Here is a 26,951-nt window from a genome sequence, read left to right on the forward strand (position 1 = left end):
ACACGTTCAGTGTAGTGAACTACGGTCCGCTGCACCGAGCCGTTCACCGCACTGTACTGCGAGGGAGGGCGCGAGGCGGGGTCCGCGCTCGCCTTCGTGAGGCCGGCCGATGTGGCCGCCGACGGCCCCTAGGCCTCGTCGGCCGCCAACTCCGCGACCGCGAGCAGCTGCTGCGGGGTGACCCCCTCGGGGATCGGCACCGGGGCGGGGGTGCGCAGCGGTGGCTGCCAGCCGTTCTCCCGGTCCCACGTCCGCACGACCCGGGCGGGCGCCCCGGCCACCACCGCGTGGTCGGGCACCTCGCCCCGGACCACCGCGCCCGCCGCGACGACCACGTTGCGGCCGAGCCGGGCGCCCGGCAGCACCACGGCGCCGGTGCCCAGCCAGCAGCCCGGCCCGATCTCCACGGGCTCCATCCGGGGCCACTGCTTGCCGACGGGCTGGTGGGGGTCGTCGTAGCTGTGGTTGGTGGAGGTGATGTAGACGTACGGGCCGCAGTACGTGTTCGAGCCGATGGTCACCGTCGTGTCCGCGATGACATGGCTGCCGCGGCCCAGCACCACGCCGTCCCCGAGGGTGAGGATCGGTTCGGCGCCGAGGTCGAGGCCCGGCATCATCCCGGCCGTCAGCGTGACCTGTTCGCCGATGATGCAGTGGTCGCCCAGCTCGATCCAGGGTTCGCCGAAGACGGTGCCCTGCGGGAAGGCGAGCCGGGTGCCGGCGCCGATCCGGCGGAACCGCAGCCGCCCGGGGTGCTCGGCGGTGACCGCTCCGGCCTGCTGCACCCACTGCCACCCGCGCTGGACCGCGCCCGCGGCCAGCCGGCGCCGCCAGGCGGTCAGCGAGGAGAACGTGTTTCTGTTCTTCGGCACCCGCACACGGTACTCACCGCCGACCGCGCCGGTCAGCGCCGGGACCTGTGATCTTCCGCTCAGGCCGGGCGGCGCGGGCGGTCAGCCGCCGTGCGCCTCGCGGTGGTCCCGGGCCAGACCCACGTACATCAGCGCGTTGACCTTGAGGCCCTCGCGCTCCTCGTCGGTGAGTTCGCGCCTGACCCGGGCGGGCACGCCCGCGACCAGCGAACCGGGCGGCACGACCATGCCCTGGGGCACCAGCGCCTGCGCGGCGACCAGCGAACCGGCGCCGATCACGGCCCCGTTGAGGACGGTCGCCCCCATGCCGACGAGCACGTCGTCCTCGACCGTGCAGCCGTGCAGGACCGCGTTGTGCCCGACCGAGACGCGTTCGCCGACCGTCACGGGGAAGCCGGGGTCGACGTGGACCGTGCAGTTGTCCTGGATGTTGCTGTCGGCGCCGACCGTGATGGGGCCGCAGTCGGCCCGCAGCACCGTGTGGTACCAGACGCTCGCCCCCGCGGCCAGGGTCACCTCGCCGAGCACCACCGAGGTGGGCGCCGTGAACGCCGCCGGATCGACCCGTGGCTTCTTCCCGCCCACCGCCGCGACCAACGCCTGCTCCGCCATGCGCCACTCCTTCGTACGGATCTCGTCGCACCCAGGGGGCACGGTAGGCGACGGGTCGCCGGGACGTGCGCCCGGGTCGCCCGTAGGCTCGCCGGATGGCACTCTTCCGGATCGAGCGGTGTACGGAGGCGGGCCCCGTCGAGGTGTGGCGGCGGCTCACCGACTGGCCGCGGCACTCGGGCAGCGTCCCGCTGACCCGGATCACCGTCGTCACGCCCGGTCCCACCGGCGTCGGCACGGTCTTCGTGGCGCGCACGGGCGCGGGGCGCCTGGCGTTCGAGGACCCGATGGAGGTCGTGGTGTGGGAGCCGCCCGAGGCGGGGCGGCCGGGTCGCTGCCGGCTGGAGAAGCGCGGGCGGGTGGTCACCGGCTGGGCCGAGATCGAGGTGCGTCCCGGCCGTCCGGGATCCGCGGGGGCGCTGCTGGTGTGGCGCGAGGACCTGCGGGTGCGGGGGCTGCCGCGCGCGCTCGACGCGCTGACCGCCCGGACGGGGCGGCTGGTCTTCGGCCGCGCGCTGACCAGGATCCTCGCGCGCTGACGCAGGATCCGCGCGCGCCGGCCGGTCCGCTCACCCGGTGGGCGGCCGGGTCACTCCGCGGCGGGCACGTTCTCGGCCGGGGCGGCGGCCGTCTCCAGCTCGGCCGAGGCCTTCTTCGCGCGGTTCTTGACGACCAGCATCGAGACCACGCCCAGCACGGCCGCGAGGCCCAGGCCCACGTACGAGAAGTTCTTCAGCCAGGACTCGGCGACCACACCGATGTAGTAGATCGCGGCCGTGGTCCCGCCCGCCCAGCAGATGCCGCCGAGGACGTTGGCGATGAGGAACTTCCAGTACGGCATGTGCAGTACACCGGCCAGCGGGCCCGCGAAGATGCGCAGCAGCGCGATGAAGCGGCCGAAGAAGACCGCCCACATGCCCCACTTCTTGAAGGACTTCTCGGCCATGGCGACATGGCCCTCGCTGAAGTGCCGCGGGAACCTGGCGCCGAGCCAGGCGAGCAGCGGCCGGCCGCCCTTGCGGCCGATCGCGTAGCCGATCGAGTCGCCGATGACCGCGCCGGCCACGGCGGCGGCGCCGAGGATCACCGGGTTGATGTGACCCTCCTGGGACGCCAGCAGCGCGGAGCTGACCAGGACGATCTCGCCCGGCAGCGGAATGCCGAGGCTCTCCAAGCCGATGACCAGCCCCACCAGGAGGTAGACACTGACGGCGGGGATGTTCTCCAGCCACTCCTGGATGTGCAACGCCCGTTCCTCCCGATCGCGACGGGCCGACGCCCGGCGTGCGCCCCCCTTGGCGCACCCCGGGCAGCCTACCTGCTCGCCCCGGGCCGACGGCGTGCCGGAACCGGCCCCGGCGGGCGGCACCCGCACGTTCCCCCGGCGCGCGGGCGGGGCGTGGATCAGGCGTTGGGGCGCAGGGTCCAGACGACGGTCATCTCGCCGGTGACGGCGCCGTCCTCGCGGGTGATCTCGATGGCGACCGGGAACTCGGGGCGCTGCCCGGCGTCCAGCTCCGCGACGACGTCCGCGATCGGGCGGCCCAGGGTGGCGGTGGCGGTGACCACGCCCATGGCGAGCTTCTTGTAGCCGATCTCGGCCTTGACGGCGAGCGGCACGGCGCGGTTCATCTGGTCGCCGAAGGCGGCGATCACGATGGCGCCGCTGGCGGACTCGGCGAGCGTGAACATCGCGCCGGCGTGCGGTCCGCCCACATGGTTGTGGTACGCGGCCCGGTCGGGCAGCCGGACCACGGCCCGCTCGGGCGTGGTCTCCAGGAACTCCAGCTCAAGGGTCCTGGCCATGGGAACGGTCGCGGCGAGCATCTCGCCGACGGACATCTGATCAGCGCTCATGCCATCGGATGTTACCCGTGAGTAGTAGACCTTGACCATCCCCTCACAGGGGCGGACGTCGAACGGGCCCCTCGGCCCCTCTATGGTTACTCGCCATGTGGCAAGGACAGCAGCCGCCCGGGGGCGAGCAGAATCCGCAGGACCCTAACCAGAACCCGTACCAGCAGCCGGGGTACCAGGCACCCAACCCGTACCAGCAGCCGACGCAGCCCGCGCAGCCCGCGGTCGGCGGCTACCAGCAGCCGGGATACGGCTATCCGCAGCAGCCCAACCCTTACCAGCAGCCGACCGTGCCGCAGTACCCGGTGGGTGCGCCGCCCGGACCGCCGATGCCGCCGCAGAACGGCGACGGCGACAAGAAGAAGACGACCTTGATCGCCATCGTCGCGGCGACCGCGGTCGTGGTCGCGGCCGTCGTCACCGGCGTCGTGGTGATGAAGGACGACGGCAAGAAGGACGACAAGGCCGACAGCAAGCCTTCGCACGGCGCCTCGGCTCCCCCGCAGGCCTCCTCGCCCGCCCCGAACCCGCGCGGCGGCTCCACGGAGGAGATGAAGCCGACGATCGAGGGCTGGAAGGTCATCGTGAACCCCAAGTGGGGCACGGCCTTCGACGTCCCGTCGGACTGGGAGTTCAAGGGCCCGTCGTGGGCCGGCGGGTTCGAGGACCACGCCAACCCGACCGGGAAGCCGATCATCATGCAGTCGGCGCCCGCGTACTACAAGCCCAAGTGGTGCACCGAGGACTCCAACCACGACGGCAACACCGAGGACACCGAGCTCGCGGGCACCGGCACCAAGGGCGCCGACGGCGCCAAGAACACCGACGAGGTGGCCGGGAACCAGGTGCCGTGGTGGGTGTACGGCGCGTACACGCAGCCGGACAAGAACATCATCAAGACCACCAAGCCCGTCCCGTACACCACCAAGGCGGGCATCGTGGGCAGCGTCGCCCGCGCGTCGGCGACCGGGGTCAAGAAGACCGGCAAGTGCGACACCGACGGCCAGGCGATCACCTTCGGGTTCAAGAACGCCAAGGGCGACTTCGTGGCGTGGAGCCTCTACGCGGCCACCGGCGTCAGCGGCGCGGTCGACGAGGCGACCATCCAGAAGATCCTCAGCACGGTCCGCCTCGCCGGGGCGCCCACCGGCTGACCTCCCGTCGTGACGCGGTGACACCCCCGGCACCGCGCACGGCACCGCCGGACGGTTTGGCACATCGAGGCGGCGGCGGCGATAGTCCACAGGTGACATCTGCCGCCGCCGCTTCCCGCTTCCGCCGCCCCGCCTGGGCGGGCCGCAACTACTCCCTGCTGACCGCCGCCGCGATCGTGACCAACCTGGGCAGCCAGGGCGCGCTCATCGCCTCGGCGTTCGCGGTGCTCCAGTCCGGCGGCGACAGCGGCGACGTGGGTCTGGTGGCGGCGGCCCGTACCGTGCCGCTCGTCCTCTTCCTGCTCGTCGGCGGCGCGTTGGCGGACCGGATACCCCGGCACCACGTGATGGTGGCCGCCAACACCCTCAACTTCCTCTCCCAGGGCGCCTTCGCGCTCCTCGTCCTGACCGGCACGCCGGCGCTCTGGCAGATGCTGGCGCTCAGCGCGCTCGGCGGTGTGGGCCAGGCGTTCTTCGGCCCGGCCTCCGAGGGCATGCTGATGTCCAGCGTGGAGGGCGAGGAGGCCGGACGGGCCTTCGCGCTGTACCGGATGGCCATGCAGGGCGCGGGCATCGGCGGCGCCGCGCTCGGCGGGGCGCTGATCGCCGCCGTCGGCCCCGGCTGGGTGCTCGCGATCGACGCGGCCGCCTTCGCCGTGGCGGGCGCGCTGCGCGCCTTCATCGACGTGCGCCACCTCCCGCGGCGCGCGCCCGGCGGCGGGATGCTGGCCGATCTGCGCGACGGCTGGCGCGAGTTCACCGGGCGCCCCTGGCTGTGGGCGATCGTGGCGCAGTTCTCGGTCGTCAACGCCGTGGTGGTGGCGGCCGACGCGGTGTACGGGCCGCTGGTCGCCCGGGACCATCTGGGCGGGCCGGGGCCGTGGGGCCTGGCGCTCGCCGCGTTCGGCGCGGGCACGGTCGGCGGCGCCTTGGTGATGACGCGCTGGAAGCCGCGCCGGCTGCTCTTCGCGGGCTCGCTCTGCGTCTTCCCCCTCGCACTGCCCTCCGCCGCGCTCGCCGTGCCGGTGCCGATCGGGGTGCTGGTCGCGGTGATGTTCGTGACCGGTGTGTCGATCGAGGTGTTCGGCGTCTCCTGGATGACCGCGATGCACCAGGAGATACCGGAGGAGAAGCTGTCGCGGGTCTCGGCGTACGACTGGCTGGGCTCGCTCGCCGTGGTGCCGCTGGCCACCGCGCTCGCGGGCCCCGCCGAGAGCTCCTTCGGCCGGACCTCGGCGCTGTGGGGCTGCGCGGCGGTGATCGTGGTCCTGACCGCCGCGGTGCTCACGGTCCCGGACGTCCGCAACCTCACGCGCCGCACCACGCCGGTGGCGGCCGGGCCGCAGGAGCCGCAGGCGGCGGTCGCCGCCGTCTCAGCCGATGCCGAACGTCCCGTCGGGGGGCTCGGGTGACGGCTTCGCCTCGCTGTCCGGTACGGGCGCCGCGCCCCTGGTGAACCGCCGCAGCGCCTCGCCGTGCTCGACCCGGGCCGGGAAGGCGTCCCCGGCGGTGAGCCGGGCGAGCGGGGCCAGCGGCAGCGGGACGTGCGAGGCCAGCAGCACCACGTTGCCGAACCGCCGCCCGCGCAGCACCGAGGGCTCCGCGATCAGTGCGACGTGCTCGAACACCGCCCGGAAGGTGGCCAGTTGGGGGCGGAGGAAGTCGAAGGGGCGGCCGTCGGCGAGGTTGGCCGCGTAGAGCCCGCCGGGCCGCAGCACCCGCTCGGCGACGCGCGCGTACTCGACCGAGGTGAGGTGCGCGGGCACCCGGGAGCCGCCGAACACGTCCGCGAGGAGCAGATCGGCGGAGTCCGCGGGGGCGGCCTCGGCCCAGGCGCGGGCGTCGGCCGCGTGCACCCGGATCCCGCTGCCGCCGGGCACCGGCAGATGCTCGGTGACCAGGGCGAGCAGCCCCCGGTCGGCCTCCACCACGTCCTGGCGTGAGCCCGGCCGGGTCGCCGCCAGATAGCGGGGCAGGGTGAGCGCGCCGCCGCCGAGGTGGAGCGCGTCGAGCGGCGCGCCCGGCTCCGCCGCGCAGTCGACGACATGGGCGAGCCTGCGGGCGTACTCGAACTCGATGTACGTCGGGTCGTCGAGGTCGACGTAGGACTGCGGCGCCCCGTCCACGGTGAGCAGCCAGGCGCGCTCCCGGTCCACGTCGGGCATCAGCTTGGCGGTGCCCCAGTCCACTGTCCGGCTGACCGATATCGGCTCGTTCACCGTCCCATTGTGCGCCGACGGCGGCCGGGCGCCGCTACGCCCAGAGCTCGGCCACGGCCTTCGCGTGGGCGGCCGCCTGGGCGCGGCCCGCGCGGGCGGCCGGGGCGCGCCGGGCGGGTTCGAGGGAGTTGCGGCCGAAGGCGCGGCGGGCGGCGGAGCCGGGCGTGATGAGCTCCACGCGCGCGCCCGCGCCGATCAGCCTGGCCACCTGGGTGCGCGGCGAGTCCAGCGGGCCGCCGCCGAGCGCCAGCGGGGCGAGGACCAGCACCCGGTCGTAGCCCGCGGCGAGCTGGGCGTTGGCCGGGGAGTGCGCCCCGCCGTTGATCCAGCGGCGGCCCTCGATGGTGACGGCGGGCCACACCCCGGGCACCGCGCAGCTGGCGGCGACCGCGTCCACCAGCCCCACTCCGCTCTCCCGGTCGAAGACCCGCAGTTCGCCGCTGTCGGCCGCGACCGCGGTGATCTTCAGCCGCCGGTCCGGCGGCCACGTGTGGGAGACCAGCCGGCCGGCGATCACCTTGCGCCGGGCCGCCTCCGCACCCGTGCTCCGGGCGAGCGCCACCCGGCCCAGCTTCCTGCCGTACTCCTCGGGCGTACGGGAGGTCAGCGCCGCGCGGGCGAAGCGGAGGAGGGCGGCCGGGCCCAGCTGCGCCGGGATCTCACCGTCGGGCGGGGCGAGCTGACGCTCGTACAGCCGGGGCAGTCCGATCCGTCCCGAGGTGATCTGCGCGGCGACCACCGAGCCCGCCGAGCTGCCGACCACCAGGTCGGCGCCGCTCACGTCGACACCCGCCTCGGCGAGCCCGTACAGCATGCCGATCTCCCAGCCCACGCCGGTGATACCGCCCGAGCCGAGCACCAGTGCCGTGTCCGTCATGCCGGAAGCATGACGGAACGCCGGCGGCCCGTCTCCCCCGGGGGCCCGGAGGAGACGGGTCCGGATGGCCGCCGCTCACAGGAGACCGGTGACCGTCCCGGCGCCGACCGTGCGCCCGCCCTCGCGGACCGCGAAGCCGAGCCCAGGCTCCAGCGGCAGGCCCCGGCCCAGCTCGACGGTCATGGTGACCGTGTCGCCGGGGCACGCCACCGCTCTCTCGCCGAGGTCGACGGTCCCGGTGACGTCGGCGGTACGGAGGTGGAACTGCGGCCGGTAGCCGGTGGCGATGGGGGTGGTGCGGCCGCCCTCGCGCGCCGACAGGACGTGCACCCGCGCGGTGAAGCGGCGGCTCGGGGTGAGGGTGCCGGGCGCCGCGACCACCTGGCCGCGCCGCACCGCGTCGCGCGGCACCCCGCGCAGCAGCAGCGCCACGCTGTCGCCCGCCTCGGCGGACTCCATCGGCCTGCCGAAGGTCTCCAGACCGGTGACGACGCCCTCCACCCCGGCGCCGGGCACCTCCACCCGGTCGCCGACGCGGACGGTGCCGCGCTCGACGGCGCCGGTGACGACCGTGCCGCGGCCGGTGAGGGTCAGCACCCTCTCCACGGGCAGCAGGAACGGCGCGTCCGTGCGGCGCTCCGGCAACGGCACATAGGTGTCGACCGCGTCCAGCAGGGCCTCGATCGACGCCGTCCAGCGCGGCTGGCCCGCCAGCGCTCCGCGTCCCGAGACGCGGACGACGGGCACCGAGTCACCGCCGTATCCGTGTGCCGAGAGCAGGTCGCGCACCTCCAGCTCGACCAGGTCGGTCGGCTCGTCGTCGGCGGCGTCCGCCTTGGTGAGGGCGACCACGATGTGGTCCACGCCCACCTGGCGGGCGAGCAGCACGTGCTCGGCGGTCTGCGGCCCGACCCCGTCGAGCGCGGAGACGACGAGGACCGCCCCGTCGAGCTGGGCTGCCCCGGTGACCATGTTCTTGACGTAGTCGGCGTGCCCGGGCATGTCCACGTGCGCGTAGTGGCGGGTGTCGGTCTCGTACTCGATGTGCGCGAGGGTGATGGTGATGCCCCGCGCGGCCTCCTCCGGCGCCCGGTCGATCCGGTCGGGGGGATGAACGTGCCGGTGCCGCGTTCGGCGAGGACCTTGGTGAGGGCGGCGGTCAACGTGGTCTTGCCGTGGTCGACATGGCCCATCGTGCCGATGTTGAGGTGGGGCTTGGTGCGGACGTACGGCGTCTTGGGCATGGCTGTGTCCCTGGGTGTCCCTGCGCGGAAAGGGGACCCCTGAGTCCGGCCGACCCTCCCCCCGCGGGGTCCGCCGGTGTCTCCGGGAAGGGTCAGCTTCGGGCGCCGCAGAAGGGCGCCGCGACGACGAACGCCCCCCTCACGAGGACAGCCTCCGGCGCGTCCGCGACGGCGGACGGCGCTGCGGGGGAGGCGGGCCGGCACATGCCGCCGATGGTGCCCCGGCGCCGGTCGGGAGTCGAATGGTTTTCGGCCGCGCGGGCGAGCGGGGACGGGCGATCGGCCGGGCGCCTTCCGGCGGGCCCCGGGCGCGGTGGCCGGCCTTCCGCCGCGCCGAGCCCGGCCGGCCGGCCGTGCAACGCGCCGAGCGACCGGGGCCGCTAGGCGGCCGGCCGCGGTCGGCGCCTTCGCCGCACCGGCCGCAGAAGCGGGCAACCAGGGGCGGGGCCCGCCGCACGAGGGCGCGACGGCTCGCGTACGGGCCGTCGCGCGAGGCCCGTTACGGCGATCACATGCCCGCGTCGGTTAGTCTCCCCGGATGCTCGACGACGCCGTCCGCCCGTCCGCCGGGCTCGCCGTACGCTGCGCCAGGGCCCTGCTGTCGCCCTGGTCGCGCCTCGCCCTGCTGGTGCTGGTGCTCGCGGCGGCCGCCACGACCGTACTGCTCCTGGAGCCGCAGCGGCTGCTCGCCGACGGCCTGCCGCACCGGATCGGGGGCGGCGCCGCGGTCGTCCTGTTCGGGGTGGCGTACGGCCTGTGCACCGCCGCGTTCGTACCGCGCCCGCTGCTCAACCTGGCCGCGGGCGCGATCTTCGGCTCGCAGGCGGGGCTGCCGTCCGCGCTCGCCGGGACGGTGCTCGGGGCCGGCATCTCCTTCGGGCTCGGCCGGATGCTCGGCCAGGACGCCCTCCGCCCGCTCCTGCGGGGCCGCTGGCTGAAGGCGGTGGACGGCCAGCTCAGCCGGCACGGCTTCCGCTCGATGCTGGCGATCCGCCTCTTCCCCGGGGTGCCGTTCGCCGCGGCCAACTACTGCGCGGCCGTCTCCCGGATGGGCTGGCTGCCCTTCCTGCTGGCGACGGGGCTCGGCTCGGTGCCCAACACGGCGGCGTACGTGGTCGCGGGCAGCCGGGCGGCGTCCCCGACCTCGCCGGTGTTCCTGGTCGCGATGGCGTTCATCGGGGTGTCGGGGCTGGGCGCGGCCGCGGTGGCGTGGCGCAAGCGGCACCGGCTGGGCGGACGGGCGGCGGCGCCGCGGGGGCGGACGGCCGAGGGCGCCGGGCAGCCGGCGCCCGACAGGACCGCATAACTCCCGGTTCATCTGCGGCCTGTACGCTGCCCTGCGACCGGCCGCCGATCACATGGTCATACCGGCTGTTCGGATCGTCGTGCCCGCAACCGTCTTCAGCATCCGGGATGGCCCTCGCCCCATGTCTTGGTTCGAATCGTTCATCCTCGGGCTCGTCCAGGGGCTGACGGAGTTCCTGCCGATCTCCTCCAGCGCGCACCTCCGCCTCACTGCGGCCTTCGCCGACTGGCAGGACCCGGGACCCGCGTTCACCGCGATCACGCAGATCGGCACCGAGACGGCCGTCCTCATCTACTTCCGCAAGGACATCGTCCGGATCATCGGGGCCTGGTTCCGCTCGCTCACCGACCGGCGGATGCGCTCCGACCAGGACGCCCGGATGGGCTGGCTGGTCATCGTGGGCTCGATCCCGATCGGGGTGCTCGGCATCGTCCTCAAGGACCAGATCGACACCACCTTCCGCGATCTGCGGGTCATCGCCACGACGCTGGTCGTGATGGGCGTCGTCCTCGGCATCGCCGACCGCCGCGCCGCCCGCGACGAGGCGGGCGGCCGCCACCGCGCGGTCAAGGAGCGCAAGTCGCTCCGGGACCTGAGCGTCAAGGACGGCCTGGTCTACGGAATGTGCCAGGCCATGGCCCTGATCCCGGGCGTCTCCCGCTCGGGCGCCACCATCAGCGGCGGTCTGCTGATGGGCTATACCCGCGAGTCCGCGGCCCGCTACTCCTTCCTGCTCGCCATCCCGGCGGTGCTGGCGTCCGGAGTCTTCGAGCTGAAGGACGCGGGCGGCGAGGGGCAGGCCCCGATGGCCGAGACCCTCTTCGCCACGGTGGTCGCCTTCGGTGTCGGATATGTCGTCATCGCCTGGTTCATGAAGTTCATCTCCAGCAAGAGCTTCATGCCGTTCGTCGTCTACCGGATCCTGCTCGGCCTCGCCCTCTTCGCCCTGGTCGCCGCGGGCACCCTCAGCCCGCACGCGGGCGAGATCGCGGGCGGCTGACCGGGGCCGGGGCCCTCACGTCCCGAAGGACCCGTGCCGTCCCGCGCCCCGCGCGAACCGGGCCGCCCCCTCGGCCGCCCGCTCCAGCGACCGCAGGCCGTGCGCGAGTTCGCCCCGCAGCGCCTCCGGCTCGGACAGGCCTTCCTGTTCGAGCAGCGAGAGGCGGTCCTCGCGCAGGCACAGCCGGGGGAACGCGGCGATCCGCGCCGCCAGCTCCTCGGCCGCGGCGCGGGCCGTCCCGGTCGGCACCACCCGGTCGGCCAGCCCCATCGCGAGCGCCTCGGCCGCGTCGACCGGGCGCCCGGTCAGGACCAGGTCCATGGCCCGGCCCGCGCCGATCAGCCGGGGCAGCCGCACCGTACCGCCGTCGATCAGCGGCACGCCCCAGCGGCGGCAGAAGACGCCGAAGACCGCGTCCTGTTCGGCCACCCGCAGATCGCACCAGAGCGCGAGCTCGAGTCCGCCCGCCACGGCGTGCCCCGCGACGGCCGCGATCACCGGCTTGGTCAGCCGCATCCGGGTGGGGCCCATCGGGCCGTCGCCGTCCTCGCTCACCGTGTTGCCGCTGGGGGTGCCGATCGCCTTGAGGTCGGCGCCGGCGCAGAAGGTGCCGCCCTCGCCCCACAGCACCGCGACCGCCGCCTCGTCGTCGGCCTCGAACGCCCGGAAGGCGTCGGCGAGGGCGCGGGCGGTCGGCCCGTCGACCGCGTTGCGCGCCCGCGGGCGGGAGAGCACCACGGTGGTGACAGGTCCCGCGCGCTCACTGCGGACGGCGGGACCGGCGGTTTCGCTGGGTACGGTCATGGCGCCCACGGGTAGCACGCGGCGCCGCGCGCCCACAAGAGCGGGCCCGGCCGGACCGGCGGCCGCCGGGGCTCTTGGCCCCTCGCGCCGACTGCCCGACACTGTGGCGATGACCCAGCGTGTGGAACTCGCGACCGTGATGGACCGGCTCGCCATCGATGAGATCGTCACCGGCTACGCGGCCGCCGTCGACGACGCCGACTGGTCCGCGTACGGGGAGCTGTTCACCCCGGACGGGCGCGCCGACTACCGCGCCGCGGGCGGCACGGAGGGGCCTGCGGCGCAGGTCGCGGCCTGGCTCGCGGAGACGATGCGGCTCTTCCCCGTCCGCCAGCATCTGATCGTCAACCGGCTGCTCACCCTCCAGGACCTCGGCGGCTACCCCGGCGACCGGGCCCGGGTGCGGGCCGACTACCTCAACCCGATGCGGTTCGGCGCCGGGGAGAACGGCGGCGCGGGCCCGGTGGAGCCCAACTTCTTCTCCGGCGGCCGGTACGACTTCGCGCTGCTGCGCACCGACGCGGGCTGGCGGCTGCGCGAGGTGACCGTGCACGAGAAGTGGCGGCATGTGTCGGGGGCGCTCGCCGGCCGGTGAGCGGGCGTACCGCGGCGCGGCGGGGGCAGACTCGCCGCGTGCGGGACCCCGGTGGGCGCGACCGCCCATGTGCCGCACACTGAAGGACGCACACCAGGACAGGCGCCCGGCGGGAACCACCGCGCACGGGCGGGGCGAGGAGAGCGCTGCATGCGAGTACCGGCCGGACTGCGACACCGTCTCACGGGGCCGCGCCACCTGCTGACGGTGTCGCGGTGGTGGCGGGGCGCGGCGGCGGTGCTCGCCGGGGCGCTCCCGGCGCTGGCGTTCCCGGCGCCGGGCCTGTGGTGGTTCGCGTACGTGGCGCTCGTTCCGTGGCTGCTGCTGATCCGGTCGGCGCGCGACGGACGGCGGGCCGCGCTCGACGGCTGGCTGGGCGGCACCGGCTTCATGCTGGCGGTGCACCACTGGCTGATGCCGAGCCTGACGGTCTTCATCGTCGTCCTGGCGGCCCTCCTCGGGCTGCTGTGGGCGCCGTGGGGGTTCCTCGTGCGCTCCCTGCTCGGCGGCCCCGGCGCGGGCGCGCCCTCCCCGCGGCGCGCCACGGCCGCGCTCGCCGTGCTCCCCTCCGGCTGGCTGATGGTCGAACTGGTCCGCTCCTGGCAGGGGTTGGGCGGCCCGTGGGGCGTGCTCGGCTCCAGCCAGTGGCAGGTGCCGATGGGTCTGCGCCTCGCCTCGGTCGGCGGGGTGTGGCTGGTGAGCCTGGTGGTGGTCGCCGTCAACGTCGCGGTGACGGTGCTGCTCGTCTCCCGGCCGGCCCGTACGCCGGTGGTGGCCGCGGTCCTCGCGGGGGCCGTCGCCGTCGGGGCCCTATGGGCCTGGGCGCCCCGCCCGGAGAAGGCGGGCCGGGCGCGGATCGCGGTCGTGCAGCCGGGTGTCGTCGAAGGCCCCGACGCCCGCTTCGCCCGCAGCGAGGCCCTGACCCGGTCGCTGGCCGGGCGGGACGTGGACCTGGTGGTGTGGGGCGAGAGCAGCGTCGGTTCGGACCTGACGGCCCGGCCGGACCTCGCGGCCAGGATCGCCTCGCTCTCGCGGGCGGTGGGCGCGGACATCCTGGTCAACGTGGACGCCCGCCGCGCCGACCGCCCCGGCATCTTCAAGAGCTCGGTCCTGGTCGGCCCGGACGGCCCGACCGGCGACCGCTACGACAAGATGCGGCTGGTGCCGTTCGGCGAGTACATCCCGGCGCGTTCGCTGCTCGGCTGGGCCACCTCCGTCGGCAAGGCCGCGGGCGAGGACCGGCGCCGGGGGACGACGCCGGTGGTGATGACGCTCCCGGACGGACTGCGGATCGGCCCGCTGGTCTGCTTCGAGTCGGCGTTCCCCGACATGAGCCGCCATCTGGTGCGCGAGGGCGCCCGGCTGGTCGTCGCCCAGTCCTCGACCTCCTCGTTCCAGCACAGCTGGGCGCCCGCGCAGCACGCCTCCCTGGCCGCGCTGCGCGCCGCCGAGACGGGCCGCCCGGCCGTGCACGCCACGCTCACCGGGATCAGCGCGGTGTACGGCCCGGACGGCGAGCGGATCGGCCACTGGCTCGGCACCGACCGCAGCACGGCCGCCGTCTACGACGTGCCGCTCGCCGAGGGCAGCACCCTCTACCTGCGGTTCGGCGACTGGGCGGTGTACGCGGCGCTGCTCGTCGTCGCCGCGTACTGCGCCCTCGTCGGGCGGCGCTCGTTCAGGAGGCCTGCTCCAGAGCCTCCCGTACCACCCGCTCGCACAGCTCGTGCGTCGCAAGAGCGTCCCGTGCACTGAGGAGCTTGCCGGCCCGGACGGCGTCGAGGAAGGAGTGCACGGCCTGCTCGATGCCGCGCTGGCGGGCCACCGGCACCCAGTCGCCGCGCCGGCGCACGGTCGGCTGGCCCTTGTGGTCGACGACGTCGGCCAGGTTCAGCACCTGCCGCTTGGTGTCCTGTCCGGAGACCTCCAGGATCTCCTCGGTGGACCCGTTCAGCCGGTTCATGGTGCCGATGGCGGTGAAGCCGTCGCCGGAGAGCTGGAGGACGACGTGCTCCATCAGGCCGTCGCGGACCCGGGCGCGCACCACCGTGTGCTCGACGGGTCCCGGCGCCAGGAAGCGCAGGGTGTCCACGACGTGGATGAAGTCGTCCAGGACCAGGGTGCGCGGGTCCTCGGGGAGCCCGACGCGGTTCTTCTGCATCAGGATCAGTTCGCGCGGGTGCTCGGCGCACTGCGCGTAGCCGGGGGCGAGGCGCCGGTTGAAGCCGACGGCCAGGCTCACCCCGCGCTCCTCGGCGAGTTCCACGAGGCGCTGGGAGTCGGCGAGTTCGTACGCCAGCGGCTTGTCGACGTAGGTCGGTACGCCCGCTTCGAGCAGCCGGGTCACGATGGCCGGGTGCACGGCGGTCGGCGCGTGCACGAAGGCCGCGTCCAGGCCCTCGGCGAGGAGCGCGTCGAGCTCGGTGTGGCGCTGGGCGGGCGGGAGGTGGTGGGTGTCGGCGACCCGCGTCAGGGTGGCGGGGGTACGGGTCTGCAGATGCAGCTCCGTCCCCGGCAGAGAGGTCAGGACCGGCAGATAGGCCTTCTGCGCGATGTCCCCGAGTCCGATGCAGCCGACCTTCACGAAGTCTCCTGTCGCCGTCCGGCATCCTGCTTCCTTGCCTGGTCAGCATACGGGGGCCGGGCCACGGCCGACCGGCGGCGGCGGACGGGCCGGCGGGCGATAACCCGTGGCGGTCGCGGGCGTGATCCGTGAGGATGGCCGCCATGACGACGACCGAGACGCCCGAACGCCAGGAACCCGCCCTCGACGCCGACGAGCCGACGATGCTCGTGGGCTGGCTGGAGTACCACCGCGAGACGCTCGCCCTGAAGTGCGCGGGGCTCACCGACGAACAGCTGAGGTCCGCCTCCATGCCGCCCTCGGGGCTGACCCTGATGGGCCTGGTACGGCATATGGCGGAGGTCGAACAGCACTGGTTCACCAACGTGTTCGGCGGCGGGGAGGGCGCGCCGCACTACTTCACCGACGAGGACCCGGACGGCGACTTCCACGTCGGCCCCGAGGACACCTTCGAGGAGGCGCTCGCCACCTGGCAGGGCGAGATCGCCGCGTCCCGCGCCCGCGCCGAGGGCCACGGCCTCGACGAGCTGAGCGCCGGCACCTCCCGGGGCGGTCAGCACTTCAACCTGCGCTGGATCTACACCCACATGATCGAGGAGTACGCGCGCCACAACGGCCACGCCGACCTGCTGCGCGAGGGCGTCGACGGCACCACCGGCGACTGAGCCGGGCGCTCCGGCGCCCCTCGGCGTCACCCCGCGCCGTCACTCGTGCGGGCCAATCCCGGCCCGCACGCGCGCGCAAGGGACCTCGCACCCAGCAGAGTTGAGCGGGTGCACCGAACCCGTACCGCAGTGAGGCTCCTCGTCGGGGTGGCCGCCCTGGCCGTTTCCGGATGTGTCACCGTCGGGCACGGCCCCGCCCCGGGGCCGCCCCCGACGCCGGGCCGCCAGGCGACCGGGCAGGCCGACCGGAACGTGCGGCCCCAGGTCATCCAGGCCCCCGTCCGCGAGGCCCTGGAGGCGGCGCTGCCGCCGGACCCGGCGCCACGGACCCCCGCCGCGCACCCGGCCCCCGCGCCCGTCCCGCGTCCCCGCGCCCATCCGCCGGCGCCGCGTCCCCATCCGCACCCGCATCCGCGTCCCGCGCCGCATCCGGCGGTGCCCCGGGTGCCCGCTCCCCCGCCGATCATCGGGGACGACGTCTGCGACCTGGGCCGGTCGCTGGGCGGCTGGCGGCCGGACAGCCCGGAGGCACGCATCTGCGAGGGGACCTACGGCCGGTAGCGACAGGCCGGGGAGCCGCGCCGGAGCCTCAGCCCGATTGTCGGTGCGGGCGGTTAGCGTCGAGGCGATGGGATGCGTACGACAGGCTCGCGGAGGCCGGAGTGACGGAGCAGCAGGAGGCGTCGGAGGACGTCGTGATGACCCGGATCGGGCAGGCGCTGATGCTCCTGCACGGCGGCGACCGGGAGGAGGCGCGCAATCGCTTCGGTGTCATCTGGGCCGAGATCGGCGAGCACGGCGACCCGCTGCACCGCTGCACGCTGGCGCACTACATGGCGGACGCGCAGGACGACGTGGGCGACGAACTCGCCTGGGACCTGCGGGCGTTGGCGGCGGCCGACGCGCTGGGCCAGGACCGGCTCGGCGCGCACCACGCCTCGCTCGCGGTCCGCGCCTTCTACCCCTCGCTCCATCTGAACCTGGCGGCGGACTATGTGAGGCTGCACCGCCCGGACGCCGCCCGCGTCCATCTGGACCGGGCGCACACCGCCCTGGACGCGCTGGCGGACGACGCGCACGGCAACGGGATCCGCGCCGCCCTCGACCGGCTGGAGCGGCGGCTCGAAGGCGCCTGACCCCCTGGAAGCCGGGCGCCCGCGAGGTCCGTCGCGCGGGCGCCCCGGGCGGGGTCAGCCCAGGTCCGGGATGCGCCAGTCGATCGCCTCGTGGCCCTGCGCGGCGACCGCCTCGTTGATCTGGGTGAAGGGGCGCGAGCCGAAGAACCGCTTGGCCGACAGCGGCGAGGGGTGGGCGCCCTTCACCACGATGTGCCGCTCCTCGTCGATGAGGGGGAGCTTCTTCTGCGCGTAATTCCCCCAGAGCACGAAGACCGCCGGGTCCGGGCGGGCGGCGACCGCGCGGATCACCGCGTCGGTGAACTTCTCCCAGCCCTTGGCCTTGTGGGAGTTGGCCTCGCCCTCGCGGACGGTCAGCACCGCGTTGAGCAGCAGGACGCCCTGCTCGGCCCAGGGCATCAGATAGCCGTTGTCCGGCACCGGGTGGCCGAGCTCCTCGTGCATCTCCTTGTAGATGTTCCGCAGCGACGGCGGCGTCCGCACGCCCGGCCGCACCGAGAAGCACAGCCCGTGGCCCTGGCCCGGGCCGTGGTACGGGTCCTGGCCGAGGACCAGGACCTTCACCTTGTCGTACGGAGTCGCGTCGAGGGCGGCGAAGACCTCCTCGCGCGGCGGGTAGACGGGACCCTTCGCCCGCTCCTCCTCGATGAAGTCGGTGAGCTCCTTGAAGTACGGCTTCTGGAGCTCCTCGCCGAGGACGCCGCGCCAGGACTCGGGCAGCATGGCGATGTCGGTCACGTCAACAACCTCCGTGGAATGTCCGGCCCCGCACCCTGCGGTGCGAGATACCGAAAAACCTACCGGCCGCCACTGACAACGCCTGCCGCGCCCGCCCTGCCAGGTCTTCTACCAGCTGGTCTTGCGGTGCAGCTCCCACATGCACATGACCGTCTGGGGGTCGATGGCGCGCTCGCCGCCCGCGATCTCGTCGCTGGCCGCCACATAGAGCTTGCCCTGCCACAGCGGCAGCAGCCGCACGTCGTCGGAGAGCACGTCCTGGGCCCGCTCGAACTTCTTGCTGACCGCGCCCCGGTCGGAGACCTCGCGCGTCTGCGGGATCAGCTGGTCGACGATCTCCTGGGGCTCGTACGGGGTGCCGACCGCGTTCCCCTTGCCGACGAAGGGCGCGATGAAGTTGTCCGGGTCCGGGAAGTCCGGGAACCAGCCGCGCCCGAAGACGGGGTACTCCCCGTCCTGCATCCCCTGCGTGTACGCCTTCCAGGGGCGGTTCTGGAGGGTGACCCGGAACAGTCCGGAGGCCTCCAGCTGCCGCTTGATCTCGGCGAACTCCAGGGCCGTGGAGGACCCGTAGCGGTCGGTGGTGTACCACAGGCTCAGCGGCACCGGGTCGGTGATCCCGGCGCGCCGCAGGATGCCCTTGGCCTTGGGGACGCTGGGGGCGCCGAAGGAGTCGAAGAAGCTCACCGTGTGCCCGGCCACGCCCTTGGGCACCATCGAGTACAGCGGCTCTGCCGTGCCCTTGTAGACCTTGGCCACCAGTGCGTCCCGGTCGACGAGCTGGGCGACGGCCCGGCGGACGGCCGGGTTGGCGGCGAGCGGGTCCTTGGGGTTGAAGACCAGGAAGCGGATCTCGGTGCCGACCGTCTCGACCAGCTGGAGCGGCTTGCCCGCGGCCTTCTCGTTCTGGACGTCCACGACCTCGTCGGCGGTCAGGCCCCGGTAGGTGACGTCGATCTGCTTCTTCTTGAGGGAGTCCACCATGGCGGCGGAGTCCTTGAAGTAACGGATCGAGACCGCGTCGTTCTTGAGCTGGGCGAACCCCGCGTAGTGAGGGTTCTTCTTCAGCTCGGCCCGGTCGCCCGCGTGGTAGGACTCCAGCGTGTACGGGCCGGAGCCGGTGAGCCCGCCGTCGTCGCGCAGCTCGTTCGCCGGGTAGGTCTTGGGGTCCACGATGGACATGGCCGGCGCGCCCAGCACGAAGGGGAACGTGGCGTCCGGCTTGTTCAGGTGGAAGGTCACGGTCCGCTCGTCGTCGGCGGTGACCCGGTCCAGGCTGGTGAGCAGCCCCTTGGGGCCCGCCTTCACGTTGATCTTCACAATGCGGTCGATCGAGTACTTCACCGCCGCCGCGTCGATCTTGTCCCCGTTGGAGAAGACCAGGCCCCTGCGGAGCGTGCACTGGTACGTACGGCTGCCGGCGCCCTTGAAGCGGCAGCTCTCCGCCGCGTCCGGCTGGGGCGCGTTGCTGCCGGTCGGGAACGACAGGAGCGTCTGGAAGACGTTGCGGAAGAGCTCCCAGGAACCGTCCCAGGAGGCGGCCGGATCGAGGGTGCTGGGCTCGCTCACCGTGCCGACCTTGATCGTCTGCTCGGTCTCCGAACCGCTGCCGGAGAGCAGCCCGCAGCCGCTCAGCAGGGCCAACGACGACATGGACGCAAGGGCCGCGGTGGTGCGCAGGCATATGGTCCGGTTGAACACGTGCACGCTCCTCGTTCAGCCATGGGTCGGCAGACCATACCGCAGCGCCCCGCCCGGTCAACTGGGGGACCGAGCGGGGCACTTGGAACAAGGAGGGGCAAACCGGAACGCTACTCACCGGTATGAAGATCACATTACTCCGGGCACGCGCGCGTGGGCGCCGGTACGCGCGTGCGCGGGGCCCCGTGCGCGCGGGGCGTCAGTGCACGCCCGCGCCGAGTCAGTGCACGCCCGCGCCGAGGAAGAGCCCGCCGTCGACCACCAGCGTCTGACCGGTCACCCAGGCGGACTGCTCGGAGGTGAGGAACGCCACCGCTCCCCCGATGTCCGAGGGCACCCCGAGGCGCTTGAGGGGGTAGGCCGCGGCCGCCTCCTCCTCGCGGCCCTCGTAGAGCGCCTGGGCGAACTTGGTCTTGATCACCGCGGGGGCGATCGCGTTGACCCGCACGTCCGGCGCGAACTCGTGCGCCAGCTGGAGGGTCAGGTTGACCATGGCCGCCTTGCTCATCCCGTACGCGCCGATGAAGGGCGAGGGGGCGAGGCCGGCGACGGAGGCGATGTTCACGATCGCGCCGCCGTTCTCCTTCTGCCAGGCCTTCCAGGTCTGCTGGGCGAAACCGAGCGCGGAGATCACATTGGTCTCGAAGACCTTGCGCGCCACGTTCAGGTCGAGCTCGGCCATCGGCGAGTAGACCGGGTTGGTGCCCGCGTTGTTGACGAGGAAGTCGATCCGGCCGAAGGCCTCCATGGCGCGCTCCACCGCGACGGCCTGGTGGGCCTCGTCGTGGGCCTTGCCGGCGACGGCGACGACCCGGTCCGCGCCGAGGCGCTCGACGGCCTCCTTGAGGGCGTCCTCGCCCCGGCCGGTGATGCAGACGCGGTCGCCGCGGGCGACGAGCGCCTCGGCGACGCCGTAGCCGATGCCCCGGCTCGCGCCGGTGACCAGGGCGACCCGTCCGGAGAGCTCCGGGAGCTGGGTGTTCGTCATGATGTGCTCTCCCGGCTTCAGTTGAGGGGTCCGCCGGCCACGTACAGCACCTGGCCGGAGACGAAGCCGGCGTCGTCGCCGGCGAAGAAGGCGATGGCGTTGGCGATGTCCTCGGGCCGGCCGACGCGCTGCACGGGGATCTGGGTGGCGGCCGCGGCCTGGAAGTCCTCGAAGCCCATGCCGACCCGGGCGGCGGTCTGCGCGGTCATCTCGGTGACGATGAAGCCGGGGGCGACGGCGTTGGCGGTGACGCCGAACTTGCCGAGCTCCTTGGCCAGGGTCTTGGTGAAGCCCTGGAGGCCCGCCTTGACGGCGGAGTAGTTGGCCTGGCCGCGGTTGCCGAGCGCGGAGGACGAGGAGAGCGAGACGATACGGCCCCAGCCGGCGTCGACCATGTGCTTCTGGACAGCCTTGGCCATCAGGAACGCGCCCTTGAGGTGCACGTTCATCACGGTGTCCCAGTCGGACTCGCTCATCTTGAAGAGCAGGTTGTCCCGGAGCACGCCCGCGTTGTTGACGAGGATGGTGGGCGCCCCGAGCTCGGCGGCGACGCGCGCCACGGCGGCCTCGACCTGGGCGCTGTCGGAGACATCGCAGCCGACGGCGATCGCCTTGCCGCCCGCCGCCGTGATCTTCTCGACGGTGTCCTTGCAGGCCGCCTCGTCGAGGTCGAGTACGGCGACCGCGCGGCCCTCGGCCGCGAGCCGGACGGCGGTCGCGGCGCCAATGCCCCGGGCCGCCCCGGTCACGATGGCGACACGCTGCTCGGTGGTGGACATGCTGTTCTCCTCGCCCTGGGGATCCGCGGCTCCTCGTCCCTGAGCAACCGCTTAGTAGCTTCAGCAGACGAGACGCTAGAAGCCCTGGCACCCGGTGTCAACGGCACACGGATCCCCCGGCGAAGGTCACACCCACGCGGCCCGCCCGATCGGCCCTGGCACAGGGTTCGAAAGGACCACCCCGCGGCGTGCGGCACCGCTGCCGCACCAGCCCCTAGCGCACCAGCAGGTCGAGCAGCCGCTCGGTCTCCGCCGCCGGGTCCGCGGTGAGCCCGGTGTGCACCGGGCCGGGCTGTACGACCGTCGAGCGCGGCGCGATCAGCCAGCGGAAGCGCCTGCCCGCGTCGTCGCCCGCCGCCTGCCCGGCCGCCTCGCCGCCGCCGCAGACCCCCTCGACCGCCCGCAGCGCCGCGCGCACCCCGACGACGTCCGCGTGCGGGTCGAGCGCCCTCAGCTTGGCCTCGTCCAGATGCGTACGGGCCGCGACGAAGGACCTGGCCCGGCAGTACACCAGCACCCCCGCGTTGAAGCACTCCCCGCGCTCGACGCGCGGCACCACGCGCAGCAGCGCGTACTCGAAGACATCGCGGTCGCTCACTTGCCGTCCTTCTCGCCGGCCTGGCCGGTCTTGCCGTGCTTGGTGGGGTGCGGCCAGGGCTTGAGGTGGTCGGTGAGCCAGCCGGGTGCCTGCGACGGGGCGGCCTTGGCGGGCGCGTCCAGCGTGATCCGCTCGTGGATGTCGGCGGCGCGCGCCAGCAGCGGCTCCGCGTACGCCCGGCGCAGCGCGTCCGTCGCCTCGAACCCGGGCTCGTCCACCAGCCACTCGTCGGGCACCAGCGCGGTGACCTCGGCCAGCAGCCCCTCGGTCACCAGCGGCGCCAACTCCGCGGCGGCCGAGGCCACATCGGGGCCGAACGGGGCGAGGGCGTGGTCCGAGGCGTTGTACGGCTTGGCGGCCGAGGCCCGCGCGCCCGGCCAGTTGTGGTGCCAGATCATCGTGGCGCCGTGGTCGATGAGCCAGAGATCACCGTGCCACACCAGCATGTTAGGGTTCCGCCACGAACGGTCGACGTTGTTGATCAACGCGTCGAACCAGACGACCCGGCCCGCCTCGGCGGGACTCACCTGATAGGCGAGCGGGTCGAACCCGAGCGAACCGGGCAAGTAGTCCATTCCGAGATTCAGCCCGCCGCTCGCCTTCAGCAGCTCCTGCACCTCCTGGTCCGGCTCCGAGAGCCCGATCACGGGGTCGAGCTGGATGGCGACCAGTTCGGGTACGCGCAGGGCCAGCCGTCGGGCCAGCTCTCCGCAGATCACCTCCGCCACCAGGGTCTTGCGGCCCTGTCCGGCACCGGTGAACTTCATGACGTACGTACCGAGATCGTCGGCCTCGACGATCCCCGGGAGCGAGCCGCCCTCACGCAAGGGCGTGACATAGCGGGTCGCTGTCACTTCACTGAGCATCCGGCCAGGCTACTGGCGCGGATGCGACTGTTCGATCACCCAGCCCCGAAGGGACGCTTCGCCATGCCCATGGAAGAGAACACCCGTGAGAAGACCGCCCGGGAGAAGACCGCCCGGCCGCGGACCGCCGAGGACTTTCCCCTCCAGTTCGCCCGCACCAGGCGCTTCTCCCTCGGCGTGCCCAAGAACTTCACCGTCTCCCCCGACGGCGAGCGGGTGCTGTTCGTCCGTACCGCCGACGGGCGTTCGCCGCTCGGTTCGCTGTGGCTGTTCGAGGACGGCGAGGAGCGCGTCCTGGTCGACCCGCGGGGGCTCGGCGAGCCGGACGAGGTGCCGCGGGCGGAGCTGGCCCGCCGCGAGCGGGCGCGCGAGAGCGGCGGCGGGATCGTCTCCTACGCCACCGACGCGGCCGTCCGCACCGTCGTCTTCGCCCTCTCCGGCGCGCTCTGGCTGGCCGGGACGGACGGGAGCGCGCCGCGCCCCCTCCCGACCGCCGGCCCGGCCGTCGACCCGCGGCTCTCCCCCGACGGCACGCTCGTCTCGTACGTGACCGGGCGCGCCCTGCATGTCGTACGGACCGACGGCACCGGCGACCGGCGGCTGCTCGCCCCCGAGGGCCCGGAGATCTCCTACGGGCTCACCGACCACGTGTCCGCCGAGTCCATCGGCCGCGCCCGCAGCTCCTGGTGGTCCCCGGACGGCTCGGCGCTCCTGGTCGTCCGGGTGGACGAGTCGCCCGTGCGGCACTGGTATCTGAGCGATCCCGCCCACCCGGACAAGGCACCGCGGGTACTGGCGTATCCGGCGGCGGGCACGGCCAACGCGGTGGTGTCCCTGGTCGTCGTCCGCGTCGACGGCGAGCGGGTCGCGGTGCGGCTGCCCCGCTCGGCGGACCCGGCCACGCACCCGTCGGGCACGTGGACCGACCCGGCCTTCGAGTACCTGGTGGAGGGCGGCTGGGACGCCGAGGGCCCGTACGCCACCGTCCAGACCCGGGACCAGCGCACCGCCTACGACCTCGCCGTCGACCCGGTGAGCGGGGCGACCGAGGTGACGGGCCGTCACCATGACGACCACTGGCTGGAGTTCACGCCGGGCGCCACGGCATCGACCCGCTCCGGGGCCTGCCCGGGGGACGGGCTTCCGCCCGGACCGGAGGTGCGCGCGATCCTCGGCTCGGCGGGCGACACGGTCTACTTCACGGCGAGCGACGAGCCGACCGAGACCCACGTGTGGGCGTACACCCCCGGCTCCGGCCGCACCCGCCTCACTCAGGAGCCCGGGGTGCACACGGCGGCCGTCGGCGGCGGCACCCTCGTCCTGGACAGCCGCACCCCGCACGACCACACCGTCACCGTCCTGCGCGACGGCCGGCCCGCGGGACGGATCGGCGTGCTGAGCGAACGGCCGCTGGTGACACCGGCGCCGCTCTTCCTCTCCCTGGGCGAACGCGAGCTGCGCACCGCCCTCTATCTGCCGTCCTGGCACCGCGAGGGCGCGGCCCGGCTGCCCGTGGTGGTCCATTCGTACGGCGGTCCGGGCATGCAGACCGTCGTACGGACCGGCGCCTGGCACCACGCGGTGAACCAGTGGTTCGCCGAGCAGGGCTTCGCGGTCCTGTCCGTCGACGGACGCGGCACCCCGGGGCGCGGCGAGGCGTGGCGCACCAGCATCCACGGCGACCAGCTCACCCCCGTCCTGGAGGACCAGATCGACGCGCTGCGGGCGGCCGCCGAGCGCTTCCCCGACCTCGACACCGGGCGGGTGGGCATCCGGGGCTGGTCGTTCGGCGGATACCTGGCCGCGGCGGCCGTGCTGCACCGGCCGGACGTGTTCCACGCGGCCGTGGCGGGCGCGGCCCCGACCGACCTCGCGCTCTACGACACCCACTGGAAGGAGCGGTATCTCGGCCACCCGGACGTCCAGCCGGAGAATTACGAGCGCTGCTCGCTGGTCGCCCACGCCCACAAGCTGACCCGGCCGCTGCAACTCGTCCACGGAATGGCGGACGACAATGTGGTGCCCGCACACATGCTGCGGTTCTCGCAGGCCCTCCTCGCGGCGGGCAGGCCGCACAGTGTGCTTCCGCTGGCGGGCCAGAGCCATATGGTCACCGCCGAGGGTGTGGCCGACACCCTGCTGTGGCTGGATCTCGCGTTCCTGAAGAATTCTCTGGGCGCCTGAACAGCCGGCGGCGCAGGACCGTATCCCTTCACGCAGTCCCCTGGAGCAAGGTGAAGGGAAAGCCAGTATGAGCACCCAAGCGCTTCCGTCCGAGCCGGGCCCGGCCCGCCGTACCGTCGTGGCGGCGGTCGGCGGTGTCGGCCTCGCCGCCGCACTCGCCGCCTGCGGCGACTCGGACTCGTCCGACAGCGCCAAGACCTCCGGTGACGGGGGGACGGGCGGCGCGGCCGGGAGCGGCGCCGGGGCGGCCGGCGGCGGGGTGCTGGCGAAGACCGCCGACATCCCGCAGGGCGGCGGCAAGGTCTTCGCCGATCAAGGGGTGGTGGTGACCCAGCCGACGGCGGGCACCTTCAAGGCGTTCTCCGCCACCTGCACCCACCAGGGCTGCATGGTGAAGGACGTCGCCGACGGCACCATCAACTGCCCCTGCCACGGCAGCAAGTACGACCCGGCGACCGGCGGCGTGACCGCCGGTCCGGCGCCGCGGCCGCTGCCCGCGAAGACGATCAAGGTGGAGGGTGACTCGATCAAGCTGGCGTGAGTCCGTCCTCGTCGCGGGCCGGCCCCGGTGGTGCTCAGGACCGCCGGGGCCGGCGCGGCGTTCTGAGGCAGCCCAGGATGTCGTCGGTGGTGGCGACCGTGGCGACCAGGGCGAGCGTGTTGCGGACCATCACGGGGGTGTACTCGGCGGGCACCCCGGCGATCGCGTCCACCGGCACCACGGCGGTGTAGCCGAGGTTGACCGCGTCGAACACGGCGTTGGGAATCGCCACGTTCGCCGAGACACCGCTGATGATCAAAGTACGGCAGCCGAGGTTGCGCAGCAGCGGGTCGACGTCCGTCCCCGCGATCGGCGAGAGACCGTGCAGCCGGCGGACCACGAGGTCCTCGTCCGCCACGTCGATGCCCTCGACGATCCGTACCGCCGTCGAGCCCGCGTACTGCTGCACGGGCAGGCGCTCGGCGGCCCGGAAGAGCCGAGCGTTGCGGGAGGCGCCGCGTCCGTCCGGTCTGCGCTCGGCCACGGCGTGCACGACCTGCACGCCCGTCTCGTGCGCGGCGGCGACGAGCCGGGCGATGTTGTGGAGGGCGCCGGAGGAGCGGGCCTCCTTGGCGAGTTCGGGCAGCGCGCTGTCGGGGCCGACGACGCCCTGCTGGCACTCCACGGTCATCAGCACGGTCGAGGCGGGGTCCAACTCCGCCGCCAGCCGTTCCCTCCGCCCGTCCGCTCGCTCGTTCGTCGCCATGGCGCCGGAGGCTAACGGCCATTGCGCGCGGGGGGAAGGGCACGCCATGATTCCTGACACTCAGTCAGCTCGGAGGGCTGGGCCCACTCGCGGGAGGAGCCGCCCGATGACCACCGCACAGCGCCGGGGCCGCCGGATCATGATGACGGACGCGGAACGCGACGCGTTCCTCGCCGAGCAGCGCACCTGCCGGGTCGCCACGGTGGCCCCCGACGGCGGACCGCACGTCGGGGCGCTCTGGTACGTCTGGGACGGGAGGGCGCTGTGGCTGTACTCGATCACCCGCAGCCTGCGCTGGGCGCAGCTGCGCCAGGACCCCAGGATCGCGGTGGTGGTGGACGCCGGCGAGGCGTACGGGGAGCTGCGCGGGGTCGAGCTGCGGGGCACGGCGGTGCCGGTGGGAGAGACACCCCGGACGGGCGAGCCGTGCCCCGAACTGGACGGGCCGGAACGGGAGTTCGCGCGCAAGAACTTCGGCCTGGAGGAGATGGTCCACGACGGACGGCACGCCTGGCTCCGGCTGACACCGGAGACGATCGTGTCGTGGGACTTCCGGAAGCTGGGGCTGCCGGGGTCGGCGGGGGCATGAGGCTGCCGGGGAGTGGGACTCCCGGACACGCGAAGCCGGGCACGCCCCCGGGCGCGTGCAGCCGGGCACGCGCGACCCCCGGCGCGCGCGTGAGCCGGGGACGCGAACCCCTCGGCGCGTGAGGCCGGGCACGCGAGACCCCTCGGCTCGTGAGGCCGGGCGCGTAAAGCCCCTCGGCGCGTGGGGCCCGGCACTTCGTAAGGCCGGACACGCGAGACCCCTGGCTCGTGAGGCCAGGCACGTAAAGCCCCTCGGCGCGTGGGGCCCGGCACTTCGTAAGGCCGGACACGCGAGACCCCTGGCTCGTGAGGCCAGGCACGTAAAGCCCCTCGGCGA

Annotated in this window: 28 protein-coding genes and 1 pseudogene; 13 read left to right on the forward strand and 16 right to left on the reverse strand. The window is 73.7% G+C overall.

The window, feature by feature from the left end; all coding sequences use genetic code 11:
- Nucleotides 1-128: 128 nt before the first annotated feature.
- Nucleotides 129-872, reverse strand: coding sequence for an acyltransferase (locus ABZ404_RS03340; protein ID WP_358990079.1), 744 nt, complete (start codon nt 870-872; stop codon nt 129-131).
- An 81-nt stretch (nt 873-953) separates the two neighbouring features.
- Nucleotides 954-1,484, reverse strand: a complete 531-nt coding sequence (locus tag ABZ404_RS03345; protein WP_358836546.1) for a gamma carbonic anhydrase family protein — start codon at nt 1,482-1,484, stop codon at nt 954-956.
- 95 nt (nt 1,485-1,579) lie between these two features.
- Here ABZ404_RS03345 and ABZ404_RS03350 point away from each other — a divergent pair, with 95 nt between their 5' ends.
- Entirely contained in the window at nt 1,580-2,023 is a 444-nt protein-coding gene (locus tag ABZ404_RS03350; RefSeq protein WP_358836547.1) for an SRPBCC family protein, read from the forward strand.
- 50 nt (nt 2,024-2,073) lie between these two features.
- On the opposite strand, the gene ABZ404_RS03355 is transcribed toward ABZ404_RS03350, so the two are convergent.
- A complete protein-coding gene (locus tag ABZ404_RS03355) occupies nt 2,074-2,730 on the reverse strand; it encodes a DedA family protein (RefSeq protein WP_358836548.1) in 657 nt (218 codons plus the stop codon).
- A gap of 158 nt (nt 2,731-2,888) precedes the next feature.
- Nucleotides 2,889-3,326, reverse strand: coding sequence for a DUF4442 domain-containing protein (locus ABZ404_RS03360; protein ID WP_358836553.1), 438 nt, complete (start codon nt 3,324-3,326; stop codon nt 2,889-2,891).
- Nucleotides 3,327-3,436: 110 nt separating this feature from the next.
- On the opposite strand from ABZ404_RS03360, the gene ABZ404_RS03365 reads away from it, so the two are divergent.
- Together ABZ404_RS03365 and ABZ404_RS03370 are read left to right on the forward strand one after the other, a co-directional pair.
- Entirely contained in the window at nt 3,437-4,495 is a 1,059-nt protein-coding gene (locus ABZ404_RS03365; protein WP_358836549.1) for a hypothetical protein, read from the forward strand.
- Between the two features lie 92 nt (nt 4,496-4,587).
- Nucleotides 4,588-5,907, forward strand: a complete 1,320-nt coding sequence (locus ABZ404_RS03370; protein ID WP_358836550.1) for an MFS transporter — start codon at nt 4,588-4,590, stop codon at nt 5,905-5,907.
- Here the strand turns inward: ABZ404_RS03370 and ABZ404_RS03375 are convergent.
- The 3 genes and pseudogenes from ABZ404_RS03375 to tuf form a co-directional block, all read right to left on the reverse strand.
- Entirely contained in the window at nt 5,869-6,714 is an 846-nt protein-coding gene (locus ABZ404_RS03375) for a fused MFS/spermidine synthase (RefSeq protein WP_358836551.1), read from the reverse strand. The genes ABZ404_RS03370 and ABZ404_RS03375 overlap by 39 nt on opposite strands.
- Before the next feature lie 34 nt (nt 6,715-6,748).
- Nucleotides 6,749-7,591 carry a patatin-like phospholipase family protein gene (locus tag ABZ404_RS03380; protein WP_358836552.1) on the reverse strand — a complete coding sequence of 281 codons (843 nt, stop codon included), beginning with the start codon at nt 7,589-7,591 and terminating at the stop codon, nt 6,749-6,751.
- A gap of 75 nt (nt 7,592-7,666) precedes the next feature.
- Nucleotides 7,667-8,835: pseudogene (gene tuf / locus ABZ404_RS03385) on the reverse strand (elongation factor Tu).
- A 538-nt stretch (nt 8,836-9,373) separates the two neighbouring features.
- Here tuf and ABZ404_RS03390 point away from each other — a divergent pair.
- Nucleotides 9,374-10,141: a TVP38/TMEM64 family protein gene (locus ABZ404_RS03390; RefSeq protein WP_358990082.1), complete on the forward strand. Its 768-nt coding sequence runs from the start codon at nt 9,374-9,376 to the stop codon at nt 10,139-10,141.
- Between the two features lie 121 nt (nt 10,142-10,262).
- Complete coding sequence (locus ABZ404_RS03395; RefSeq protein WP_358837775.1) at nt 10,263-11,141, forward strand: undecaprenyl-diphosphate phosphatase; 879 nt, start codon at nt 10,263-10,265, stop codon at nt 11,139-11,141.
- A 15-nt stretch (nt 11,142-11,156) separates the two neighbouring features.
- Here ABZ404_RS03395 and ABZ404_RS03400 read toward each other — a convergent pair whose 3' ends face one another.
- Nucleotides 11,157-11,945 carry a crotonase/enoyl-CoA hydratase family protein gene (locus ABZ404_RS03400; protein WP_358990085.1) on the reverse strand — a complete coding sequence of 263 codons (789 nt, stop codon included), beginning with the start codon at nt 11,943-11,945 and terminating at the stop codon, nt 11,157-11,159.
- Between the two features lie 109 nt (nt 11,946-12,054).
- Between ABZ404_RS03400 and ABZ404_RS03405 the strand changes: the two genes are divergently transcribed.
- Both ABZ404_RS03405 and lnt read left to right on the forward strand, forming a co-directional pair.
- Entirely contained in the window at nt 12,055-12,540 is a 486-nt protein-coding gene (locus ABZ404_RS03405) for a nuclear transport factor 2 family protein (RefSeq protein WP_358834985.1), read from the forward strand.
- A gap of 150 nt (nt 12,541-12,690) precedes the next feature.
- Nucleotides 12,691-14,295, forward strand: a complete 1,605-nt coding sequence (lnt, locus tag ABZ404_RS03410) for an apolipoprotein N-acyltransferase (protein WP_358834984.1) — start codon at nt 12,691-12,693, stop codon at nt 14,293-14,295.
- Here the strand turns inward: lnt and ABZ404_RS03415 are convergent.
- On the reverse strand, nt 14,219-15,124 hold the full coding sequence (locus ABZ404_RS03415) for a Gfo/Idh/MocA family oxidoreductase (protein WP_358834983.1): 906 nt from the start codon (nt 15,122-15,124) through the stop codon (nt 14,219-14,221). The two genes, lnt and ABZ404_RS03415, sit on opposite strands and share 77 nt — an antisense overlap.
- Nucleotides 15,125-15,267: 143 nt before the next feature.
- On the opposite strand from ABZ404_RS03415, the gene ABZ404_RS03420 reads away from it, so the two are divergent.
- The 3 genes from ABZ404_RS03420 to ABZ404_RS03430 all read left to right on the forward strand — a co-directional run bounded on the left by ABZ404_RS03420 (nt 15,268) and on the right by ABZ404_RS03430 (nt 16,925).
- Nucleotides 15,268-15,789, forward strand: coding sequence for a DinB family protein (locus ABZ404_RS03420; protein ID WP_358834982.1), 522 nt, complete (start codon nt 15,268-15,270; stop codon nt 15,787-15,789).
- A gap of 108 nt (nt 15,790-15,897) precedes the next feature.
- The gene (locus ABZ404_RS03425) at nt 15,898-16,350 is read left to right on the forward strand and encodes a hypothetical protein (RefSeq protein WP_358834981.1); all 453 of its coding nucleotides are present in this window, start codon (nt 15,898-15,900) and stop codon (nt 16,348-16,350) included.
- A 101-nt stretch (nt 16,351-16,451) separates the two neighbouring features.
- Nucleotides 16,452-16,925: a hypothetical protein gene (locus ABZ404_RS03430; protein WP_358834980.1), complete on the forward strand. Its 474-nt coding sequence runs from the start codon at nt 16,452-16,454 to the stop codon at nt 16,923-16,925.
- A 54-nt stretch (nt 16,926-16,979) separates the two neighbouring features.
- Here ABZ404_RS03430 and ABZ404_RS03435 read toward each other — a convergent pair whose 3' ends face one another.
- From ABZ404_RS03435 to ABZ404_RS03460, 6 genes are all read right to left on the reverse strand, one after another.
- Nucleotides 16,980-17,663: a uracil-DNA glycosylase gene (locus ABZ404_RS03435; RefSeq protein ID WP_358834979.1), complete on the reverse strand. Its 684-nt coding sequence runs from the start codon at nt 17,661-17,663 to the stop codon at nt 16,980-16,982.
- A 108-nt stretch (nt 17,664-17,771) separates the two neighbouring features.
- Nucleotides 17,772-19,316 (reverse strand): ABC transporter substrate-binding protein, encoded by a 1,545-nt coding sequence (locus tag ABZ404_RS03440; protein WP_358834987.1) that lies wholly within the window; start codon nt 19,314-19,316, stop codon nt 17,772-17,774.
- Nucleotides 19,317-19,584: 268 nt separating this feature from the next.
- On the reverse strand, nt 19,585-20,352 hold the full coding sequence (locus tag ABZ404_RS03445; protein ID WP_358834978.1) for an SDR family oxidoreductase: 768 nt from the start codon (nt 20,350-20,352) through the stop codon (nt 19,585-19,587).
- Nucleotides 20,353-20,369: 17 nt separating this feature from the next.
- The gene (gene fabG, locus ABZ404_RS03450; RefSeq protein WP_358834977.1) at nt 20,370-21,131 is read right to left on the reverse strand and encodes a 3-oxoacyl-ACP reductase FabG; all 762 of its coding nucleotides are present in this window, start codon (nt 21,129-21,131) and stop codon (nt 20,370-20,372) included.
- 214 nt (nt 21,132-21,345) lie between these two features.
- A complete protein-coding gene (locus tag ABZ404_RS03455) occupies nt 21,346-21,729 on the reverse strand; it encodes a DUF3037 domain-containing protein (RefSeq protein WP_358834976.1) in 384 nt (127 codons plus the stop codon).
- Nucleotides 21,726-22,595 (reverse strand): HipA family kinase, encoded by an 870-nt coding sequence (locus ABZ404_RS03460; protein ID WP_358834975.1) that lies wholly within the window; start codon nt 22,593-22,595, stop codon nt 21,726-21,728. Before ABZ404_RS03460 ends, ABZ404_RS03455 begins: the two co-directional genes overlap by 4 nt.
- 69 nt (nt 22,596-22,664) lie before the next feature.
- Between ABZ404_RS03460 and ABZ404_RS03465 the strand changes: the two genes are divergently transcribed.
- On the forward strand, nt 22,665-24,779 hold the full coding sequence (locus tag ABZ404_RS03465) for a prolyl oligopeptidase family serine peptidase (RefSeq protein ID WP_358834986.1): 2,115 nt from the start codon (nt 22,665-22,667) through the stop codon (nt 24,777-24,779).
- Between the two features lie 67 nt (nt 24,780-24,846).
- A complete protein-coding gene (locus ABZ404_RS03470) occupies nt 24,847-25,320 on the forward strand; it encodes a Rieske (2Fe-2S) protein (protein WP_358834974.1) in 474 nt (157 codons plus the stop codon).
- Nucleotides 25,321-25,354: 34 nt separating this feature from the next.
- Here ABZ404_RS03470 and ABZ404_RS03475 read toward each other — a convergent pair whose 3' ends face one another.
- Complete coding sequence (locus ABZ404_RS03475) at nt 25,355-26,026, reverse strand: isochorismatase family protein (RefSeq protein WP_358834973.1); 672 nt, start codon at nt 26,024-26,026, stop codon at nt 25,355-25,357.
- A gap of 106 nt (nt 26,027-26,132) precedes the next feature.
- Between ABZ404_RS03475 and ABZ404_RS03480 the strand changes: the two genes are divergently transcribed.
- On the forward strand, nt 26,133-26,615 hold the full coding sequence (locus tag ABZ404_RS03480) for a pyridoxamine 5'-phosphate oxidase family protein (protein ID WP_358834972.1): 483 nt from the start codon (nt 26,133-26,135) through the stop codon (nt 26,613-26,615).
- Nucleotides 26,616-26,951: the final 336 nt, after the last annotated feature.

The organism is Streptomyces sp. NPDC005878, assembly GCF_040629815.1.
Classification (GTDB): domain Bacteria; phylum Actinomycetota; class Actinomycetes; order Streptomycetales; family Streptomycetaceae; genus Streptomyces.

Coding starts and splice junctions, on each gene's coding strand:
- ABZ404_RS03345 (WP_358836546.1), bottom strand. CDS start 1,484: ATGGCGGAGCAGGCGTTGGTCGCGGCGGTGGGCGGGAAGAAGCCACGG.
- ABZ404_RS03350 (WP_358836547.1), top strand. CDS start 1,580: ATGGCACTCTTCCGGATCGAGCGGTGTACGGAGGCGGGCCCCGTCGAG.
- ABZ404_RS03360 (WP_358836553.1), bottom strand. CDS start 3,326: ATGTCCGTCGGCGAGATGCTCGCCGCGACCGTTCCCATGGCCAGGACC.
- ABZ404_RS03365 (WP_358836549.1), top strand. CDS start 3,437: ATGTGGCAAGGACAGCAGCCGCCCGGGGGCGAGCAGAATCCGCAGGAC.
- ABZ404_RS03380 (WP_358836552.1), bottom strand. CDS start 7,591: ATGACGGACACGGCACTGGTGCTCGGCTCGGGCGGTATCACCGGCGTG.
- ABZ404_RS03390 (WP_358990082.1), top strand. CDS start 9,374: ATGCTCGACGACGCCGTCCGCCCGTCCGCCGGGCTCGCCGTACGCTGC.
- ABZ404_RS03395 (WP_358837775.1), top strand. CDS start 10,263: ATGTCTTGGTTCGAATCGTTCATCCTCGGGCTCGTCCAGGGGCTGACG.
- ABZ404_RS03400 (WP_358990085.1), bottom strand. CDS start 11,945: ATGACCGTACCCAGCGAAACCGCCGGTCCCGCCGTCCGCAGTGAGCGC.
- ABZ404_RS03405 (WP_358834985.1), top strand. CDS start 12,055: ATGACCCAGCGTGTGGAACTCGCGACCGTGATGGACCGGCTCGCCATC.
- lnt (WP_358834984.1), top strand. CDS start 12,691: ATGCGAGTACCGGCCGGACTGCGACACCGTCTCACGGGGCCGCGCCAC.
- ABZ404_RS03420 (WP_358834982.1), top strand. CDS start 15,268: ATGACGACGACCGAGACGCCCGAACGCCAGGAACCCGCCCTCGACGCC.
- ABZ404_RS03440 (WP_358834987.1), bottom strand. CDS start 19,316: ATGTCGTCGTTGGCCCTGCTGAGCGGCTGCGGGCTGCTCTCCGGCAGC.
- ABZ404_RS03445 (WP_358834978.1), bottom strand. CDS start 20,352: ATGACGAACACCCAGCTCCCGGAGCTCTCCGGACGGGTCGCCCTGGTC.
- fabG (WP_358834977.1), bottom strand. CDS start 21,131: ATGTCCACCACCGAGCAGCGTGTCGCCATCGTGACCGGGGCGGCCCGG.
- ABZ404_RS03460 (WP_358834975.1), bottom strand. CDS start 22,595: ATGCTCAGTGAAGTGACAGCGACCCGCTATGTCACGCCCTTGCGTGAG.
- ABZ404_RS03465 (WP_358834986.1), top strand. CDS start 22,665: ATGGAAGAGAACACCCGTGAGAAGACCGCCCGGGAGAAGACCGCCCGG.
- ABZ404_RS03470 (WP_358834974.1), top strand. CDS start 24,847: ATGAGCACCCAAGCGCTTCCGTCCGAGCCGGGCCCGGCCCGCCGTACC.
- ABZ404_RS03475 (WP_358834973.1), bottom strand. CDS start 26,026: ATGGCGACGAACGAGCGAGCGGACGGGCGGAGGGAACGGCTGGCGGCG.
- ABZ404_RS03480 (WP_358834972.1), top strand. CDS start 26,133: ATGACCACCGCACAGCGCCGGGGCCGCCGGATCATGATGACGGACGCG.